Source organism: Chryseobacterium sp. LJ668 (assembly GCF_019613955.1).
Lineage (GTDB): Bacteria > Bacteroidota > Bacteroidia > Flavobacteriales > Weeksellaceae > Chryseobacterium.
The window spans coordinates 2647577-2666334 of the sequence record NZ_CP080443.1 but is presented as its reverse complement, the minus strand read 5'-3'; the positions used below and the strand labels follow the sequence as shown (position 1 = coordinate 2666334).

Annotated in this window: 17 protein-coding genes; 3 read left to right on the top strand and 14 right to left on the bottom strand. The window is 35.8% G+C overall.

Going from position 1 to position 18758, the window contains the following annotated elements; genetic code table 11:
* Positions 1–23: 23 nt before the first annotated feature.
* On the bottom strand, positions 24–1451 hold the full coding sequence (purB, locus tag K0U91_RS12480) for an adenylosuccinate lyase (RefSeq protein WP_220179878.1): 1428 nt from the start codon (positions 1449–1451) through the stop codon (positions 24–26).
* Between the two features lie 313 nt (positions 1452–1764).
* On the opposite strand from purB, the gene K0U91_RS12475 reads away from it, so the two are divergent.
* The gene (locus K0U91_RS12475; RefSeq protein WP_220179877.1) at positions 1765–2748 is read left to right on the top strand and encodes a PLP-dependent cysteine synthase family protein; all 984 of its coding nucleotides are present in this window, start codon (positions 1765–1767) and stop codon (positions 2746–2748) included.
* Positions 2749–2795: 47 nt separating this feature from the next.
* Here K0U91_RS12475 and K0U91_RS12470 read toward each other — a convergent pair whose 3' ends face one another.
* The 3 genes from K0U91_RS12470 to K0U91_RS12460 are packed head-to-tail and all read right to left on the bottom strand — an operon-like array spanning position 2796 to position 4577.
* Positions 2796–3323 (bottom strand): hypothetical protein, encoded by a 528-nt coding sequence (locus K0U91_RS12470; protein WP_220179876.1) that lies wholly within the window; start codon positions 3321–3323, stop codon positions 2796–2798.
* 39 nt (positions 3324–3362) lie between these two features.
* Positions 3363–3665, bottom strand: coding sequence for a chaperone modulator CbpM (locus K0U91_RS12465; RefSeq protein WP_219969402.1), 303 nt, complete (start codon positions 3663–3665; stop codon positions 3363–3365).
* Positions 3666–3668: 3 nt separating this feature from the next.
* Positions 3669–4577: a DnaJ C-terminal domain-containing protein gene (locus K0U91_RS12460; protein WP_220179875.1), complete on the bottom strand. Its 909-nt coding sequence runs from the start codon at positions 4575–4577 to the stop codon at positions 3669–3671.
* A 94-nt stretch (positions 4578–4671) separates the two neighbouring features.
* Here K0U91_RS12460 and K0U91_RS12455 point away from each other — a divergent pair, with 94 nt between their 5' ends.
* Both K0U91_RS12455 and K0U91_RS12450 read left to right on the top strand, forming a co-directional pair.
* The gene (locus tag K0U91_RS12455; protein ID WP_220179874.1) at positions 4672–5871 is read left to right on the top strand and encodes a dicarboxylate/amino acid:cation symporter; all 1200 of its coding nucleotides are present in this window, start codon (positions 4672–4674) and stop codon (positions 5869–5871) included.
* A 107-nt stretch (positions 5872–5978) separates the two neighbouring features.
* Positions 5979–6482: a hypothetical protein gene (locus K0U91_RS12450; protein ID WP_220179873.1), complete on the top strand. Its 504-nt coding sequence runs from the start codon at positions 5979–5981 to the stop codon at positions 6480–6482.
* 105 nt (positions 6483–6587) lie between these two features.
* Here K0U91_RS12450 and K0U91_RS12445 read toward each other — a convergent pair whose 3' ends face one another.
* The 10 genes from K0U91_RS12445 to bglX all read right to left on the bottom strand — a co-directional run bounded on the left by K0U91_RS12445 (position 6588) and on the right by bglX (position 18674).
* Entirely contained in the window at positions 6588–7394 is an 807-nt protein-coding gene (locus K0U91_RS12445; protein WP_220179872.1) for a T9SS type A sorting domain-containing protein, read from the bottom strand.
* A gap of 174 nt (positions 7395–7568) precedes the next feature.
* The gene (locus K0U91_RS12440; RefSeq protein ID WP_220179871.1) at positions 7569–10079 is read right to left on the bottom strand and encodes a M1 family metallopeptidase; all 2511 of its coding nucleotides are present in this window, start codon (positions 10077–10079) and stop codon (positions 7569–7571) included.
* Positions 10080–10089: 10 nt separating this feature from the next.
* Positions 10090–10320: a hypothetical protein gene (locus tag K0U91_RS12435; protein WP_219969408.1), complete on the bottom strand. Its 231-nt coding sequence runs from the start codon at positions 10318–10320 to the stop codon at positions 10090–10092.
* A 4-nt stretch (positions 10321–10324) separates the two neighbouring features.
* Positions 10325–11638 (bottom strand): serine hydrolase domain-containing protein, encoded by a 1314-nt coding sequence (locus tag K0U91_RS12430; protein ID WP_220179870.1) that lies wholly within the window; start codon positions 11636–11638, stop codon positions 10325–10327.
* Between the two features lie 81 nt (positions 11639–11719).
* On the bottom strand, positions 11720–12514 hold the full coding sequence (locus K0U91_RS12425; protein WP_220179869.1) for a thymidylate synthase: 795 nt from the start codon (positions 12512–12514) through the stop codon (positions 11720–11722).
* 146 nt (positions 12515–12660) lie between these two features.
* Entirely contained in the window at positions 12661–13113 is a 453-nt protein-coding gene (locus K0U91_RS12420) for a hypothetical protein (RefSeq protein ID WP_219969411.1), read from the bottom strand.
* Between the two features lie 163 nt (positions 13114–13276).
* Complete coding sequence (locus tag K0U91_RS12415; protein WP_220179868.1) at positions 13277–13990, bottom strand: proprotein convertase P-domain-containing protein; 714 nt, start codon at positions 13988–13990, stop codon at positions 13277–13279.
* A 137-nt stretch (positions 13991–14127) separates the two neighbouring features.
* Positions 14128–14568, bottom strand: a complete 441-nt coding sequence (locus K0U91_RS12410) for a hypothetical protein (protein WP_220179867.1) — start codon at positions 14566–14568, stop codon at positions 14128–14130.
* 165 nt (positions 14569–14733) lie between these two features.
* Positions 14734–16080, bottom strand: coding sequence for an alpha-amylase family glycosyl hydrolase (locus K0U91_RS12405; RefSeq protein WP_220179866.1), 1347 nt, complete (start codon positions 16078–16080; stop codon positions 14734–14736).
* A gap of 263 nt (positions 16081–16343) precedes the next feature.
* A complete protein-coding gene (gene bglX, locus K0U91_RS12400) occupies positions 16344–18674 on the bottom strand; it encodes a beta-glucosidase BglX (protein ID WP_220179865.1) in 2331 nt (776 codons plus the stop codon).
* Between the last annotated feature and the right edge of the window lie 84 nt (positions 18675–18758).

Sequence of the window (18758 nt, the reverse complement as noted above, 5' to 3'; positions counted from 1 at the left end):
GCAGCCCAAAGACTGCATATCAATTATACTTTAAGATCAGATTCTAAACCAATCAACTCTTTGTTTGCATCCAGAATAGGCTGAATTTCATTGGCAATAAATTCTTCTGTCTGGATGGGTGCAAAACCAATAAAGTTTTTAGGATCTAAAACTTCTTTTAATTTTGATTTATCAAGCTTTAAAGAATGATCATTTAAAATTCTTTCAATCAGATCGTTATCTTTTCCTTCTTCTTTTACTTTTTTAGAAGCCTCCATTGAGTGAACTCTGATTACTTCATGAATTTCCTGACGGTCACCACCAGCTTTCACTTCTTCCATGATGATGTATTCTGTAGCCATGAAAGGAAGTTCTTCTTCAATATGTTTGTTGATCCTGTTTGGATACACCACGATTCCGTTCATGATGTTATTCCAGATCAATAGAATGGCATCAACTGCTAAAAATGCTTGTGGAATCGTTAATCTTTTGTTTGCAGAATCGTCCAAAGTTCTTTCAAACCATTGTGTAGAAGCAACCATTGCAGAACTCGTTGTCAAAGACATTACGAATTTTGCCAAGGCACCGATTCTTTCGCTTCTCATTGGGTTACGTTTGTAAGCCATTGCTGAGGAACCAATTTGGTTTTTCTCGAAAGGCTCTTCAACTTCTTTCAAATTTTGAAGAAGACGCAAATCATTTGAGAATTTATGAGCAGACTGAGCGATATTTCCCAGTAAAGCAACCACTTTCGCGTCAATTTTTCTGTCGTAAGTCTGTCCGGAAACTCCGAAAACTTTCTCGAAACCGAATCTTTTTGACAATTCTTTATCAAGATGTTTTACTTTAGAATAATCTCCGTTGAAAAGTTCCAGGAAACTTGCTGCAGTTCCCGTTGTTCCTTTTACTCCTCTGAAACGTAAAGTTTCCAAGAAGAAATCAAGCTCTTCGATGTCAAGAACCAAACTTTGTAACCAAAGTGTTGCTCTTTTTCCGACAGTCGTTAACTGAGCTGGTTGGAAATGGGTAAATCCTAATGTTGGAAGGTCTTTATATTGAATGGAAAAATCCGCAAGATTTTTCATCACGTTAACTAACTTTTTCTTTAAAATTAAAAGTCCGTCACGGATTTGAATTAAGTCTGTATTGTCTCCTACAAAAGCGGAAGTTGCTCCCAAATGTATAATTCCCTTTGCTGAAGGCGCAACGTCTCCATAGGTGTGAACGTGAGCCATCACATCATGACGGAATTTTTTCTCATACTCAGCTGCTTTATCATAATCGATGTTTTCAGCATTCGCTTTCAATTCTGCAATCTGCTCTTCTGTAATTTCTAAACCCAGGTCTTTTTCGATTTCAGCCAAAGCGATCCAAAGCTGTCTCCAAGTACGGAATTTGTTGTTATGAGAAAAGTTAAATAACATTTCTTCACTGGAGTAACGTTCTTCCAATGGATTTTTGTAGGAATTCATTCTTTATTTTACTTTTTAGATGCACAAAAATACGGATTTTGGTTGAGAGAGAAAAATGCTTTTGCTGCAAAACTGCATCAGTTTTTTATCTAACTTGAATTTGACACTTGTACGATTTATTCTAGCCCCGATTGCAGTGAAAATCCTTTTGTTTGCAAAACAAAAGATTGCAACGGAAAGCGGGAAATAGCTCCTAAAGAAAACCGTATTTCGCAATTATATTTTTTTATCCAATCTTGTAATTCAATATCAAGACCTTTGCTCTCAAATAATTTGAAAGCTGTATCTTTGCCCCGCAGAAAAAAAAACAAGTATGAAATACGCAGAAAATATTCTCGAAACCATAGGAAATACACCCCTTGTGAAGATCAATAAAGTGTTGGGAGAAGATTTCCCGGCATTGGTATTGGCAAAAGTTGAAACTTTCAACCCCGGAAATTCGGTTAAAGACAGAATGGCTGTTAAGATGATTGAAGATGCCGAAAAAGACGGTAGACTAAAACCAGGAGGAACAATTATCGAAGGAACTTCGGGAAATACAGGAATGGGATTGGCTTTGGCTGCAATCATCAAGGGCTATAAATGTATTTTTGTGACCAACGCAAAACAATCTAAGGAAAAATGCGACATTCTACGTGCTGTTGGCGCTGAAGTGATTGTTTGTCCAACAGACGTAAAACCTACCGATCCGCGTTCTTATTATTCAGTTTCTAAAAGATTGGCTAAAGAAACAGAAAACGGCTGGTACGTGAACCAATATGACAATTTATCAAACAGAGTGGCTCATTATGAGTCGACTGCTCCCGAAATCTGGGAACAGACCGACGGTAAGCTTACTCATTTTTTAGCCGGAGCAGGAACCGGCGGAACTATTACAGGCTGCGGAATGTTTTTTAAGGAGAAAAATCCGAATATTAAAACTATCGGCGTCGATACTTACGGTTCGATTTTAAAGGAAATTCATGAGACGGGAGAAATTAAATTAGAAAACGCATATTCTTATATCACAGAAGGTATTGGCGAAGATATTCTTCCTGAAAATTATGATATGTCGGTCATCGATCATTTTGAAAAAGTAACAGATAAAGACGGAGCGATCTACGCAAGAAAGCTAGCCAAAGAAGAGGGGATTTTCTGTGGATATTCTGCGGGAAGTGCGATGGCAGCTTTGGTTCAGATGAAAGACCAGTTTACAAAAGATGATGTGATTGTTGTTTTGCTCCATGACCACGGCTCAAGATATGTGGGGAAAATCTACAATGATGAGTGGATGAAAGAAATGGGTTGGTTAGATTAATCAATTTCTATATAAAAATAAAAAATCAGAGCAAATGCTCTGATTTTTTATTTTTGCACGTTTTTCTGCACAGCCTGCTTCAGCAATTCAAAATCTGCTTCCTGCATTGATTTTTTAGGAAACATATAATTGAATTTTCCTTCTAACCCGATGAATGTATTGCTGATCTCTGCAGCGGTAAATTCTGTCCAGAGACTTGTTTCTTTATTATCATTGAGGTTTACTTTAAAAACCTTAGAATTAAACTGAATCTGATAAATCTCAGTGTTCTCAAGCGTTTTAAGATATTGAATGACCTCCTTTTTCCATTTTGAAACTTTATTGATGGCTAAAGACAAATATACCGCACACAGCAGAAACAGAAAGCTTACAAAATACAAGATCCCGAATTTTTCTTTGCTTAAATCATCTTTAAAGAAGAATAAGATGACCAAAATGGTAGCAACAACTACCGTTGTAATAAATTTCCCCTTTACCGTAGGTGAGAAAAACAGGCTTCCCTGGTTTCCTTTGAGATAAATCTCTTCAAAATCTTTTTTACTGACATTTAAATTGATGATTTTATCGTCGTTCATTTTGGCCATATATCGATTCTTATAGTTTGCAAAACTAAATTAAATATCTTCATAATGATTACGTATTGCCGAAAGTTTGTGCATCAGCTCACGGTTTTTTTTGTTTAAATCTTCCATTCTCTGAAGCAAATCGTGAATTACTTCAAGGCCAGGCAAATTAATTTCCAGATCGTAATGCCAGTTGGCAAACTTCTCAAAAACGTGAAGGTCTTCATATATCAGATAGCGAACCTCATCTTCAGTCTCTACATTCAGCAAACCGTAATCAACGAGTTCATCAAAAAAAGTAATTTCGACATTGTATATTTTTACGAGCTCTTCCCGTGATATTCTTTCGCTCATGATTTAAGAATTTTTAAGTTGTTCAAAAAGTGCTTTTTGCTTTTCGGTAAGATTTGTGGGTAATTTTATTTCGTAGGTAACAAAAAGATCACCAAATTCACCCTCTTTTTTGTAAACCGGAAATCCTTTTCCTTTTAATCGCACAGTGGTTCCGTTTTGAGTTTCCGGTTTTACTTTCAGCTTAACGCTTCCCTCGAGAGTTTTTATGTTGACATCACCGCCTAAAACGGCCGTATACAGATCAATAATCACCTTTGATTTGAGGTCATCTCCTGCCCTTTCAAAGTCGGGATTGGGACTGATGTTAAAAGTTATATATAAATCACCACTCGGACCGCCGTTGAAGCCGGGGTTTCCGTGACCTTTCAATTTAATCTGCTGACCGTCATGCACTCCGGCAGGAATGGTGATTCTTACTTTCTTTCCATTGATGTCAAAAATCTGCTGTTGTGTTTTTCCTGCATCTTTAAGGTCTAAATTCAAGTCTGCCTGAATATCCCGGCCTTTAAACTTATTTGAAGCACTACCTCTCGAACTCCGCCCTAATCCACCGCCCTCATTACCAAACATACTTTGGAAAAAATCTGAAAAATCTTCACCTTCACCAAAATCAGCACCTGAAAAATCTCCAGCAAAACCTTCATTTTGATTCTGGTACTGTTGCTTAGCTTTTTCGTATTCTTCGCCATGCTTCCAGTTCTCTCCGTATTTATCATACTTAGTTCGATTTTCCGGATTGCTGAGTACTTCATTGGCTTCATTCAGCTCTTTGAATTGTTTTTCAGCTTCTTTATCATTGGGATTGAGATCGGGATGCAGTTTTCTGGCCTGCTTGCGGTACGCTTTTTTGATATCGTCCTGCGTTGCGCTTTTGTCTACGCCTAAAATTTTGTAATAATCTATATAAGCCATAGAAACGAATGTTTACTCAAATTTAGAAAAATTAAGACAAACAAACGTCTAAGAAATTGTTAAAAATAAATCTATCTTTGATGAAAATCACTGTATGAAAGAGGTCTTAAAAAACTACTCAGGAATTCTTTTTTTGCTTCTCGGGATTACCGTCGGAAGCATCATCGGCATTGTTGCTCCGCAGATTGTGGAGTACATAAAGCCTTTGGGAGATATTTTTCTGAATCTTCTTTTTGTGAGCGTGGTTCCGCTGGTATTTTTTGCCGTGGCCAATTCTATTTCGTCATTAGAGCAGCAATCTAAATTCGGAAAAATCATCCTTACAATGTCATTTACCTTTCTCCTTTTTGTATTGATTGCGGCAATTTTCACCATCGGAATGGTTTATCTTTTCCCCGTGTCATCTATCTCAGGAAGTTCTGAAATCATTAATGAAACTGCCAAAGAAGAAAACTGGGGTGATAGAATCGTAAGTTTTTTCACTGTAGGAGAATTTACAGAAGTCTTTTCGCGCAAAAATATGTTAGCACTTTTAATTTTTGCATTTCTTATTGGTTTTGCAGCAAGAAAATCCGGTGAAAACGGAAAACCATTCAGAATTTTTATAGCATCGGGTTATGAAGTCATGAAAGAGCTGCTTTTAATGATTATGAAAATTGCACCGATTGGTCTGGGAGCTTACTTTGCTTATCAGGTGGCAACGTTAGGACCTCAACTTTTCGGGTTTTATGCGAAACCTTTAGGACTGTATTATATTGCCGGAATTATTTATTTCTTTGTATTTTTTTCACTGTATGCTTTTATCTCAGACCGAAAAAACGGAATCAAAAATTTTTGGAAAAATGCCATCTTACCTACTTTAACAGCTTTGAGCACATGCAGCAGCTTTGCAACCATGCCTACAAATCTTGTGGCGGCGTCAAAAATTGGCATTCCTAGTTCGATTGCCAATCTTGTAATTCCTATAGGAACTACCTTGCATAAAAACGGTTCGTCAATGTCTTCTATTATTAAAATTTACGTTGCATTTCAGATTATCGGAAGAGATTTCTTTGAACCGTCGAATCTTCTTTTGGCTTTAGGGATTACGGTTTTTGTCAGCATTGTAGCAGGCGGTATTCCTAACGGCGGCTACATTGGGGAAATGCTAATGATTTCTGTATATCAGCTGCCTCAGGAAGCTGTTCCGGCTGTTATTATTATAGGAACCTTAGTTGATCCTTTAGCAACAGTTTTGAATGCAGTGGGAGACATTGTAGCTGCGATGTTCGTCAATCGGTTTGTTAGGGTTTAATTTAAAAAAAAGCAAATATATTTTAAAATGTAAATCTTTATGAAAGAACTTGTTTTTTACATTCTAACATTAGGTTTGTTCCAGATCTATAATTCAAGCATATTAATATGAAATTTCTCTTTAAAAGTATTGGTCTGTATGATGAATTTATTTTTGAAACTGAAATAAGTAAGACTCAATTTCTTATGAACTTAAAAAAGTTTATTTACAAAAGTGATTTTAGCATTTTTGAAATTGCAGACTACTCAATTCCTAATAGATTTGAATACAGAGGACTTGTGAATGATGATGATTTTATGATTCGGAGAAGAAGACATTTTTTTGATAATAACATTCAAAATCCTATTATAAGAGGTTTGATCTGTGAGCAAAATGGTATTACTTTGATTAAAATAGAACTATCACCATCAAATGATTCTTTTATTAAAATTTTAATTCTTCTAAGCTTTTTGTCTATTATACTTTTAAATTTTAATAAAAATGACGATGTGACTTTTATTTTAATATCGATACTTATGCTCATTATACAGTATTTCATTCTAAAAAGAAATATTAAAAAAAGTAAATATGATTTTAAAAGGGAGTTGACTTTTATTGCTCAAAAAAAATAATCACGTCATGAAGCTCAACAAAAGTCTTTACTTAAAAAATATTAAAAAAAAGCACCTCCATAAAAGAGGTGCTCAACTAATATTATGACACTGATTAAATATTTATCACTTTTTAATCATTTTAAATGAATTGATACCGGAGTCTGTCTTAGTTCGAACTAAATAAGTTCCGCTTACTAAGCTGGAGACATTAATCTTTCCTTGATTAGATTCCACTTTATGATCCAAAACTTTTTGTCCTACATTATTGTACACAGAAATTTCATACACTTTTTCTTTACTTTCATAGTTTAATACGTCTTCAGCAGGATTTGGAAAATATTTGATTGTAGATTTTGAGGTTTTAACTGCGTCACTTACACTCAAATTAGTACCTGTTACTACCAAGCCATCTACAAGTGTAGAATATCCATAATCAGTCTCACATTCTACAGCAATCTGATAGGTATTGGGAGGTATTGCCATGCTTCCGGAAGAAGTCCAAGTTGTGATATTTGAATGGAACTCAGCAATCTGTACCCATGGGTCTGTGGCAGAAATTCTGAAGAAAACCCTCAACCAGTTTTGATCAGGATTCCAATAAGGATTAATATAGAAAAAACTCACAGTAGGATTTGTCACCCCTGTTAAATTAAGAGCCGGACTAACCAGTTTGGTTTTATCAAAATTATGTGAAGTTCCCGGGTAATTTGCAAATTTAGTTCCGTCATATGCGGTTACTCCAGAACTTCCTGTAGAAGCGGTGGTGGAATATGTCCATGACATATTATTAACTTCATAAACTTGAGTCCAACCAGCTCTGGTTGGTGAACTGTCTTCAAAAGTCTCTGTCCATGGGAATGTAGTAATCTGTGCATTGGCGACTATTGTAAATAATACAGTTGTCAGAGAAGAAAATAGTTTTGTTTTCATATTCATTGATTTTATTGGTATTTAGTATCAAATATACATTTTATATTCTAATTACAGAACATATTTCAATTAAAATACCACAAGCAATACGAAATAAACAAGAGTAAAAAAAACAAAAACCGCAGTAAAACTGCGGCTATATAAATATATTGGTAGAATATTATTATCAATAGATTATTTAAAATTCTCAATTCCTTTATTAATGGCATCAATCTGTGGATTGATACTTGCAGCTTTCTGTGGGTTCTGTTTTAGTAAATCCATTTTTTTGCTTAAACCATCTTTCAACATTTGAGAAATCATCATCTTCACCTGGGGATTTTCACCCATCTGACCTTTTGCCTGACCGAGAAGTTTGGTAATACTTTCGGTAGCTTTCAGGTTATCTGAGCTCATAATCCAATTATAGCCCTCCTCCGCCACTTTCCCCAATTCCGGATTCTGGAATTTAATGAAAGGATAAAAAGCCGCAATCGGTGCAATATTTGCCATTTGAGAAGTCACTTTATTTTTAACAACAATCGGCATCAGCTGCGTCAGCATTGCTTCAGAAGCACCTTCCAAATCGATTTTGTCTGCCAACGCATCCACTTTTGACGGATCTACCGATACAATCGCTGCCAAAGAATTTCCTTTTACTGAATTTGATACCGCACTCACTCCTTTCTCAAAGATTGGCAGATATTTTTTATCCTTTGTTTTTGCTAAAGCTGCAATCGCTGCACCTTGCACTAATGTTTTAGGATCATTTGAAGCTAATTTTTCAACATCTGTTGCTAAAGCTTTGAATTGTTCAGCATTTGATAAATCCATTAATTCTAAAGCTTTTTCCCGTATTCTGAAGTAGGGATCTTTCAAAGCGGCGGACAATAATTTTGTCGCTGCAGGAGTTTTTCCTACCTGATCTTTGATTGCGGTTAATGCATAATATCTGCTTTTAAATTCTTTTGACCCGGTAAACTGCATCAGATTCTGCTCCGGTGTTTTAGTTTCAGTAATATCTGCAACCAATATTCCGTCTGCATTGATATTGATTAAATCCGGATTTTTTGAAACATCAAAGCTGAATGTATTTTTTGCAGTTGCATTCACCCAAACCTGTTGCCTTTTTGGTTTTCCATTGTCATAAACATCAATCGTCAAAGGAAATTCAAAAGGCAATTCCTGAGACTGGTCAATTACAACTGTTACCTGCTTTTTCACAGGTTCAAACGTGTAAGAATAATTTAATTTCGGATGTCCGCTTCCGAAATACCATTGATTGAAGAACCAGTTTAAATCTTTCCCGGAAATTTTTTCAAATGATAATCTTAGTTGATGAGCTTCTGCATTTTTGTATTCATAGGTCTTCAGATAGTCGGTCATTCCTGCAAAAAAAGCTTCATCTCCCAGATAATTTCTTAACATGTGGAGAATGCCGCCTCCTTTTTGATAGGTCACTAAATCAAAAACATCTTCGCGGGAAGCATAATCAAATCTTACCAGATCTTTTTTAAAATCTGAGGGATTGTGAATGTAATGATTCACATCTTCCATCTGATGATATTCTGCCTGGTCTTTTCCATATTTGTACTCGTTCCAAAGATATTCTGAATAATTGGCAAAAGATTCGTTTACTGTAAGATTACTCCAGCTTTCTGCCGTTACCAAGTCTCCAAACCAGTGATGAAAAAGCTCATGGGCAATTGTATCTTCCCATTTGTTTTCATCGATCAGTTGTCCCGGTTTTTGTAAAATATCGCTTCCGTGAAGTGTTGCTGTTGTATTTTCCATTGCTCCACTGACATAGTCTCTCCCGGAAATCTGTGCATATTTTGCCCAAGGATAATCATAACCCAACTTTTTAGAGAAAAACTCGATCATTTCGGGTGTATTTCCGTAGATCTGTTTTGCATAAGGTTCATATTCCTTTTCGATATAGTAATCAACATCGATATTTTTCCATTTGTCTTTAACGACAGCATATTCGCCAACCCCCATGAAAAACAGATAGGTTGAATGTCTTTTATCCATTACCCAATGATCTGTTCTCAATCCGTTCGCATCTTTCTGAGAATCTTTTAATATTCCGTTTGAAAGTGTGACGTATTTATCGGGAACCGTCATGTAAATTTCCTGTGTTGTTTTTTGAATTGATCTGTCGATGGTAGGAAACCATGCGGAAGAAGATTCGGTTTCGCCCTGTGTCCAGATTTGTGTCGGTTTATTTGTATCCTGACCTTGAGCATTGATAAAATAAAGGCCTTTTGCATCGCTTATTGCCATACTTCCCTCCTGTTTTACTTCATTGGGACGCGCAGTGTACTTGATATAAACCGTGTACTCCTGATTTTTCTGGTACGTTTTATCTAAAGAAATTTTTAAAACATCATTTTTGTAATCATATTTTAAAGGTGACCTTTTTCCATTATTGTCTAGAGCAACTTCATGAATCAGCATTCCTTTTGCATCCAGAACCAATTCGTTAGATGTATAAAAATAGGGCGATGCTGTTAACCATTCTTCACCATTCATCTGCTCTTTCTGATAGTCGAAACTGACTTTAAGCTTGGTATGTTTAAGTTCTGTAACTTTTTCTGATGTTGCTCTATATACTTTTTCTCTGCCTGAAGTTTCAGTTTGTGCAGACACATTTGCAGAAAATAAGGATCCTAATATTGCAATTGATAAAATGATTTTCTTCATCTATTTCTTATTATTTTTTTGAGTTGTTCTTAGTAAAAACATCGAAAATGTCATTGACTAATGTTTCGTAATCGCCTTTTTTAAGCTGCTCTTTGGTTTTGGCAAAAGCTTTTTTCAGCTCGCTTTCAGGGTTTTCTTCATCGATGATTTCTAAAGATTCAACACCTTTTAGCTGAAGAATTGCGTTCTGAAGTGCTTCCAGATCTGCTTTATCTTCTGTATTTATTTTTAAATATTTCATAAGATTAATCTTTTGTGAAAACAGTTTCTACATCAGATTGAATGATGGTAAACTGCTTTTTAGAAGTGTCAAAATTAATAACAATTCCTGCCGTATCAAATTTAAAGCTATTTTTCGAAACCGATTCTAACGGAAACGCACTTTGTCCCGTTGCCTGAGCCATCAGCGTTTTATCATGAATAAAAATATCAAATTTGACAGGGATTTTCGGGTTGGAATAATTTCCTACAAACTGCTGTAATTCTGATTCAGGAAGTGACTTCAGATTAGGAATTTGAAAATCTACACCAGTAGCTGCTTTCAACATATTTATAGCAATCTGATTGTTATCATAGTCGGATTGGTTGGTTACAGAGCTCACTGCAACTTTCAAATCCGGAAAATAATACAGAAAAGATTTGAATTCATCAATTCCACCATTATGCCCGAAGCCTGAGCTTCCATTAAAAGGAATTTTCACCAATCCGTATCCGTAATCATCTGAGAAATTTTTCATTTGCTTCAGGCTTGCACTTGTAATTAATTTTCCATTTTCCAAGCTTAAAATAAATTTCAAAAGTTCAGTTGGAGTTGAAATAATATTTCCTGCGCCAATAGGAATGCTCATATCAGTTTCCGAGGAAGCCTGATATTGCCCGTTTATAAATTTATAAGATTTTGCCTGATTTTTACCGGAATCTATCTTGCCTCCAACTTCCGTTAAAATCAGTTTTAATGGTCTTGCAATTTTGTCTTTAATCAAATCGGCATAAGATTTTTTGTAAATTTTTTCTAGAATAAAGCCTAAAATAATGTAATTTGAATTGCTGTATTCAAACATAATTCCGGGATTGAAATCGCTTTTATATTTCTTAATAATATCAATCAAGTCTTTCTCAGTCTTGGTTTGAGTATGGTACTGCATATATTCTTCTTCATCTGTGAGATTGTGAATTCCTGTTCTATGTTGCAGGAGGTTTTCAATGGTAATCATATTTGCTTTCTCGATTCCAGGAAAAAACTGTGATAATTTTGTATTTAATGTAAGTTTCTTGTCCTCAATGGCTTTCATTATCAAAACAGCTGTAAAAGTTTTGGAGATTGAGCCGATACGATACTGCGTATTAAGATTGGCCTTCTCTTGCTTTTCTGCGTCAGAGAATCCTACAACTTTTACGAAAGTAGATTCATTATTACTTGCAAATGCAAAGCTTCCCATTACTTTGTGGTGGACATGTAAAGAATCTAGATAATTACCCAACTTTTCTCTTACATTATTTTGAGAAAATGAAAATGACGAAATACTTGCAGCAACTAATAAAAAAACTTTTCTAATCATAATGGATTTTTATTGATATGTTGATAAAACACATAAATAGTTACAAAAAAAGTGAAGTTTTTAGACTTCACTTTTCATATTTTAAATTGCCACCGGAGCTTTAATTCCCGGATGCGGATCATAGTTTTCTAATGTAAAATCTTCAAAATTAAAATCAAAAATATCTTTAATCTCAGGATTCAGTTTCATGGTAGGAAGCGGTTTCGGATCTCTCGCCAACTGTTTTTCTACCTGCTCAAAATGATTGTTGTAAATGTGAACATCCCCAAAACTGTGGATATAGTCTCCTACTTTAAGATCGCAAACCTGCGCAACCATCATTAATAAAAGCGCATAACTTGCTATGTTAAACGGAACGCCCAGAAAAACATCTGCACTTCTCTGGTAGAGCTGCAAAGATAGTTTTCCGTCTGCAACATAGAACTGAAAGAGCGCGTGACACGGTGCTAATGCCATATTAGGAATTTCTGCGACATTCCATGCTGATACAATAAGCCTTCTGGAATCCGGATTTTTTTTTATCTGATCGATCACGTCCGAAATCTGGTCTACTACTTTTCCGTCGGCTCCGTTCCAGCTTCTCCATTGAGCCCCGTAAACAGGGCCTAAATCACCATTTTCATCTGCCCATTCGTCCCAGATTGAAACGCCACGGTCATTTAAATATTTTACATTGGTATCTCCATTCAAGAACCACAGCAATTCGTAAATTATAGATTTTAAATGCACTTTTTTGGTAGTAACCAAAGGAAATCCTTCTGACAGGTCATATCTCAGCTGATACCCGAAAACACTTCTTGTACCGGTTCCAGTACGGTCAGTTTTATCGGTTCCGTTTTCTTTAATATGCTGTAAAAGGTCTAAATAGTTTTGCATTTTGAAAAAGCTTTTTGAAGTTTCAAATTTAAGAAATTTACAGTCAAAACTATCATATTTATAACAATGCCTTTCTATAAAAATAAAAAACGGACTAAAGTCCGTTCTTATTGAATATCTATATAAATTTAAACCGAAGAACAGCTTTATTCTTCCCATGCAATCGGAACGTATACAGTAACATATCCGTCTTCATCAACCTGCGCATCAGAAACAGTTCCTATTACGGTTCCATATCCAACCCAACCTCCTTGTCCCTGTTGAGCCGAAAACTCATAAGTTCCTGCAGGTAATCCATCAAAATATTGCGGTACCGACTGAAAACCACTTCCACCATACGTATAATACACATCACCCGTCACCGTATTGGTAGCAACAAAGCCTCCCAAGTCGTAACTTCCTGAAAGTATTTTTGTTCCATTTTGAGATAACAGACCAAAACGGATATCGAAAGTCTGTGTTTTAGCTATTTGAGATTCTTTTGAATTCTGAGTCTGCATATGCTCCTGATTGAAAGACATCTCATCATCTGATGAACATGAAATAACAGCTGCTGAAAACCCACTGAGAAGCAGGGTTTTGAAAATTAATTTTTTCATAATAAAATTTTTAATTTGGTTATTTCAAAATTACGTAATTATTGTTAATGGAATAAAAACTGAGAATTAACTAATAGAAAATTTTATTACTTTGCTACCCAGATTTTCAACATTTTAACCGATACGATCATCTTAAAGTAAATTTTAATAGCTTAATGCCTATTTAATGCTGAAATTCTATTGACCATCCCGTTAAAGTTCCTGTATCCATAGCTGCATCGTCTGCTACTTTTAAAGTCCAGTTTCCATTGATATTTTGGCCATTAAATAAGCTAAACGGAATTTCCGGCTGAAAACTTCCGGTAAGTGGAGCGATTCCGGACGAAATTGGCAATCCTGCAATTGGTTTAAAACATGTGTTTGTATAGTTATTCCCGTCGTCTCCGTTATCATCTGACAATGTAATAAAGGTAGTTCCGTCTGGAGATGTTAATGTAATATCTAAATCTGCATCATAAGTATGGGTTATATTAAGGCATACCTGAGAAATTCTGGGATAATCAAATACAGAAAGAGTTTTTGGAATACCCGTTACATTGATGGTATGAGAGGTCCCTGCGGTTGAATTATTGGGAATAGCCAATGATAATGTACCTGACGAAAATGATGATGTAACAGGATTACTCTTTAGTACCGTATTCATTTCTACCCAACGAGGAACCGATGGTGTACCAGAATTGACCCATATGAGTCTGCTTGCGGAATTCATGACAATAAGACCAGTAGCGGGATTAGAAATGGCATTAATCTGTACCGTTGTCATCATGGGAATTAGAACACCTTTATCGTTCAAAGGAGATTTTATATCTAAAACAGAAGTGGTATCGGGAAAACCTGTATTAATCCCTACCTGTGAATAACAGTAAAAACAGTACATAAAAGATAACAATAGAGCAATTTCTTCATAATTATTAATTTTTACTAATGTATAATCATTCCTTCAATAAATGTATTAACATAATAAAATAATTAAAAGAAGCATATTAATTGATTATTTTTATCCATAAACGAATTTTAATACATATTTTTAACACTATAATCTGTGTTGTTTATTGAGAATATTTGTCCCGAAACCAAACCTGTCATAGCTTTTGCCAAAGGAGATTCGTTGGACACAGTTATAATTTTTCTGTCTTCAAAAATGATTTCTCCTGACGAAACCGATATATAAAACCATCCTTTGTCAGTTTCTACCAAAGCTCCGGTCTGAACTTTTGTGCAGGTTTCGGTATTTAACTTCTGTAAAACATTTTGTTGGATCAACGTCTCATTGAGCTGTCTCTGGATATTATTTATTTCCTGCTGCAGCATTTCACGGCCCGTTTCGTACTTATCTCCCATCGAGCTTTTTGTGTCATTGCTTGATGCTCTTGTCTCATTGATCAGGTTTTCAAAAGTCTGGATTTTTGTTGAGATTTTATCTTTCAGAATTTGTAGGATTTCTTTTTTATTCATTTTTGGAAGTGATCTTTGATTTGTAAAATTAAATATAAGTTGCTGATCATTACAATATGTAATTATAATTTTAAATTTTGGCTGAAGCAAACTAACAATATTTTAAACTAAAAGCGGGCTAAAGCCCGCTCCTATTGATATTTTAAGTATGTTATATTGTTATTTTTACTTTTCAAAAACAGCAAAATCTGAAACTTTAAAATTAAAATCTTTCCCTGCACTGAAATCTCTCTCGTTACCTTCAAATACGTTTTTAAAAGTTCCGTTTAAGCTTTTATCGTGAATAGTAAAATTCACAGGCTCTTTTGACATATTGAGAACAACAAGAACCTCATCTTTCCCGTTTTTTCTTATGTATGCTAAAATTTTATCGTTGGCTGTGGTATTCAGAAGGTATGTTGAAACCGCAGGTTCACCGCCTCTTAAAGCAGGGTTTGAAGATTTTAAATTCAGTAAAGTTTTATAGAAATCCTCCATTTGATATTGCCCATTCCATTTTATAACGTCTTTTTCGAAAAATTCAAGTCTCTTCATATTTGGAAGTTCCTGACCTGAATATAAGAGCGGAATTCCGTTCCAGGTTGCTGAAAATACCGCCATTGGTTTGGTAATATTGCCATACTTTTCATATTCTGTACCATTCCATGAGTTTTCATCATGATTGGTAGTAAACCATGCTCTCATTGATGTATCTCCGATTGCAGAATATTTTTTGAGCAAATCAATGAGTTCGGTGATCGATTCATTTTTCTTATAGTAATCGGCAGATTTGTGCATCCATTTCCATGAGTAGCTTGCATCGAAAACTTTTCCGTATTCAGGACTTTCCAATTCGTCAAACTCTCCGATCCAAAATAATGGTTTTACCTTTTCGACTTCTGGTCTTGCTTCAGCCCAAAAATCTACCTCAACCCAGGAAGCCAGATCGCATCTGAAACCATCAATATGGGTTTCTTTGACCCAAAATTTCATGGCATCAATCATTGCTTTTCTCATCTCCCGATTCTTAAAATCCAGTTCGATGATATCATCCATACCTGATGCAATATGGAATTTTCCATCAGGATCTTTCAGGTAAAATTCTGGATGGGTTTTTGTCCAGATATGATCCCACCCAGTATGATTTGCCACCCAGTCGATAATTACTTTGAAACCAAGTCGGTGCGCCTCATTTACCATATGCTTGAAATCATCTATCGTTCCAAATTCTGGATTGATGGAGGTATAATCTGCAGCTGCGTACTGACTTCCCAGGCTTCCTTTTTTATTTTGCTGAGCGATGGGTGTAATGGGCATAAACCATAATGTTTTTACTCCCATATTTTTAAGACGTGGCATTTCTTTTTCAAATGCTTTGAAGCTGCCCTCCTTTGTATATTGCCTTAGATTGACTTCATAAATATTTGTAGTATGTTTCCATTCTGCAGGTAAATCCATATTTTTTTTGATGTTTTGAGTAGTGCAAGACAAAAGTCCCAAACCGACTGTTGCGAGTAAAATTAATTTTCTCATTCATTTTAAGTTTTAACAAAAGTAATAATTTACCTATTTAAATATGAATCGAGATTGGTAAAATTTCGTCTCATCCGATCTTTTTCTTATGTACACCATATTAAATAATGATGACTAAATTTTTAGCCCCGATAGGAACGGTTACCCCGCAGCAAGCGTAGGCTAAGCTTTGGGGCGAGGAGTATGAGTGGATAGCGGGAATTGCTTCTAAAGAACAGCGCTTTCCATAATAAAAAAGCCACTCTTTTCGAATGGCTTTTTTATTATTTTGTCCAGTTGATTTTGGAGTGTTTTACCTCATCTGAATTGGTTCCTATCATGATATCGAATTCTCCGGCTTCCCAATCGTATTTCAAATCTCCGTTATAGAATTTCAGGTTTTCAGGGGTAATATTAAAGGTAATCTTTTTAGATTCACCTTTTTTAAGCATTACTTTTTGGAATCCTTTTAATTCTTTTACCGGTCTTGTGATGCTTCCCACCATGTCTCTGATGTACAGCTGCACTACTTCCGCCCCGTCATAATTTCCGGAATTTGTCAAGGTGAATGATGCCTGAATAGTTTGATTCCCTTTAGGATTGGCATTGGAAACCGTCATATCAGAATAGTTGAATTTTGTATAGCTCAATCCATATCCAAACGGATACAGCGGCGTATTACATTCATCCATATAGTTGGAACGAAACCTTTGATACTCACATTTATCAACCAGTTTTTGATCTAATGGTCGACCCGTGTTTTTCGCGTTGTAATAAATAGGAACCTGTCCGAGACTTCTTGGGAAAGTCATCGGCAATTTTCCTGAAGGATTTACTTTTCCGAAAAGAACGTCAGAAATCGCATTTCCAGCTTCGGAACCTGCAAACCAGACATTCAGAATTGCATCCGGAACGTCTTTCATATTTGTCAACGCTAACGGACGGCCTGTGAAAAGTACGACTGCGATTGGTTTCCCTGTCTTTTTTAATTCATTTAATAAATCAATTTGAGACTGAGGAATGGTAATTTCGGTTCTTGATGAAGATTCGCCGCTCATTTCGGCAGATTCTCCGATGGCCAGAACAATGACGTCTGCTTTGTTGGCAACATCAATAGCTTCTTTTAGTAATATTTCTTTTGAACGACTATCTCTGTCGGTTTTCTTTCCGTGTGCTGCATAAATATCTTCTAATTTTGCATTATAATCGATGTTGGCACCTTTAGCAGAAATGAATTTTACCTCTTTTCCGTAATTTGCCTGCAGACCCTGCATTAAACTAATCGCTTTATCATGTTGAGCAGCAACACTCCAAGTTCCCGCCATGTTCAGTGAGTTGTTCACCAAAGGACCGATCACGGCAACTGTTCCTGATTTTTTCAGAGGCAACACCTGATTTTCATTTTTCATCAACACCATTGACTGTGCTGCGGCGTTTCTTGCGATATTACGGTTTTCTAAATTGTAAACCTCTTTTGCCGCTAATTTTGCATCGCCATACTTATAAGGATCGTCAAATAAGCCTAAATCGTATTTTGCTTCAAGAATTCTTTTAGCAGCCATATCGATCTCAGCCTGAGTGATTTTCCCTTCAGATAAAGATTTTTTTAATGTGGTTAAAAAACCTTCACCTACCATATCCATGTCAACTCCGGCTTTTAATGCTAATGTTGAAACCTGCTGAAGATCGCCCATTCCGTGGTCTACCATTTCGTTGATTCCTGTGTAATCCGTTACAACGAAACCTTTGAAATTCCATTTATTTCTTAAAATCTCAGTCTGAAGCCATCTGTTTCCGGTTGCAGGAACTCCGTCAACCTCATTAAAAGAAGCCATTACTGAAGCGACACCCGCATCAACAGCCGCTTTGTAAGGCGGAAAATATTCATTGAACATTCTGACATGGCTCATGTCCACCGTGTTATAATCTCTCCCTGCCTCACCCGCACCATACAATGCAAAATGCTTTACGCATGCTAATATTGTACTGCTTAATGACAAATCTTTGCCCTGATAACCGTACACCATATTTTTAGTAATCTCACTTCCTAAGTACGGATCTTCACCGGAACCTTCGGAAACCCTTCCCCATCGAGGTTCGCGAGAAATGTCGACCATTGGTGAAAAGGTCCAGTTGATTCCGTCAGCTGCTGCTTCTTTGGCTGCAACTCTTGCTGATTGCTGCACTAAATTCATATCCCAAGAAGCTGCTAAACCTAACGGTATCGGAAATGTGGTTTCATAACCGTGAATTACATCCATCCCGAAAATCAAAGGAATCTTAAGACGGCTTTTTTCTACCGCTACTTTTTGTACTGCTCTTATTTTTTCTGCACCTTTAATATTAAATAGTCCACCCACTAAACCTTGTTCGATTTTTTTTCCGATGTCTGAGCTTTGAGCCAAACCTGTTGTAAAATCTCCGGAGCTTGGTAAATTCAGTTGTCCTATTTTTTCATCTAAAGTCATTTTTGACAAAAGATTATCAACAAATGCTTTTTTCTTTGTCTGATATTGCGCCGTCTGATAAGACTGAATGGGTTTTGTTACCATTTCCTGCGCCGAAAATATAGGCGAAAGGGCTAAAGCTGCAATTACAATTAACTTTTTACTCATTTTATCTTCATTTTTTTATGGTATTCGTGAATCTCGATTTCATAAATCTGTCTTTGATTATATTTTTATTTTTTATATTAATTT

Excerpts from the sequence above, each read along its gene's own strand:
- K0U91_RS12420 (WP_219969411.1), bottom strand. The coding sequence starts at position 13,113 with ATGAAAAAATTAATTTTCAAAACCCTGCTTCTCAGTGGGTTTTCAGCA.
- K0U91_RS12465 (WP_219969402.1), bottom strand. The coding sequence starts at position 3,665 with ATGAGCGAAAGAATATCACGGGAAGAGCTCGTAAAAATATACAATGTC.
- K0U91_RS12435 (WP_219969408.1), bottom strand. The coding sequence starts at position 10,320 with ATGAAATATTTAAAAATAAATACAGAAGATAAAGCAGATCTGGAAGCA.
- K0U91_RS12470 (WP_220179876.1), bottom strand. The coding sequence starts at position 3,323 with ATGAACGACGATAAAATCATCAATTTAAATGTCAGTAAAAAAGATTTT.
- K0U91_RS12450 (WP_220179873.1), top strand. The coding sequence starts at position 5,979 with ATGAAATTTCTCTTTAAAAGTATTGGTCTGTATGATGAATTTATTTTT.
- K0U91_RS12415 (WP_220179868.1), bottom strand. The coding sequence starts at position 13,990 with ATGTACTGTTTTTACTGTTATTCACAGGTAGGGATTAATACAGGTTTT.
- K0U91_RS12455 (WP_220179874.1), top strand. The coding sequence starts at position 4,672 with ATGAAAGAGGTCTTAAAAAACTACTCAGGAATTCTTTTTTTGCTTCTC.
- K0U91_RS12475 (WP_220179877.1), top strand. The coding sequence starts at position 1,765 with ATGAAATACGCAGAAAATATTCTCGAAACCATAGGAAATACACCCCTT.
- K0U91_RS12430 (WP_220179870.1), bottom strand. The coding sequence starts at position 11,638 with ATGATTAGAAAAGTTTTTTTATTAGTTGCTGCAAGTATTTCGTCATTT.
- bglX (WP_220179865.1), bottom strand. The coding sequence starts at position 18,674 with ATGAGTAAAAAGTTAATTGTAATTGCAGCTTTAGCCCTTTCGCCTATA.
- K0U91_RS12410 (WP_220179867.1), bottom strand. The coding sequence starts at position 14,568 with ATGAATAAAAAAGAAATCCTACAAATTCTGAAAGATAAAATCTCAACA.
- K0U91_RS12405 (WP_220179866.1), bottom strand. The coding sequence starts at position 16,080 with ATGAGAAAATTAATTTTACTCGCAACAGTCGGTTTGGGACTTTTGTCT.
- K0U91_RS12445 (WP_220179872.1), bottom strand. The coding sequence starts at position 7,394 with ATGAAAACAAAACTATTTTCTTCTCTGACAACTGTATTATTTACAATA.
- K0U91_RS12425 (WP_220179869.1), bottom strand. The coding sequence starts at position 12,514 with ATGCAAAACTATTTAGACCTTTTACAGCATATTAAAGAAAACGGAACC.
- purB (WP_220179878.1), bottom strand. The coding sequence starts at position 1,451 with ATGAATTCCTACAAAAATCCATTGGAAGAACGTTACTCCAGTGAAGAA.
- K0U91_RS12440 (WP_220179871.1), bottom strand. The coding sequence starts at position 10,079 with ATGAAGAAAATCATTTTATCAATTGCAATATTAGGATCCTTATTTTCT.
- K0U91_RS12460 (WP_220179875.1), bottom strand. The coding sequence starts at position 4,577 with ATGGCTTATATAGATTATTACAAAATTTTAGGCGTAGACAAAAGCGCA.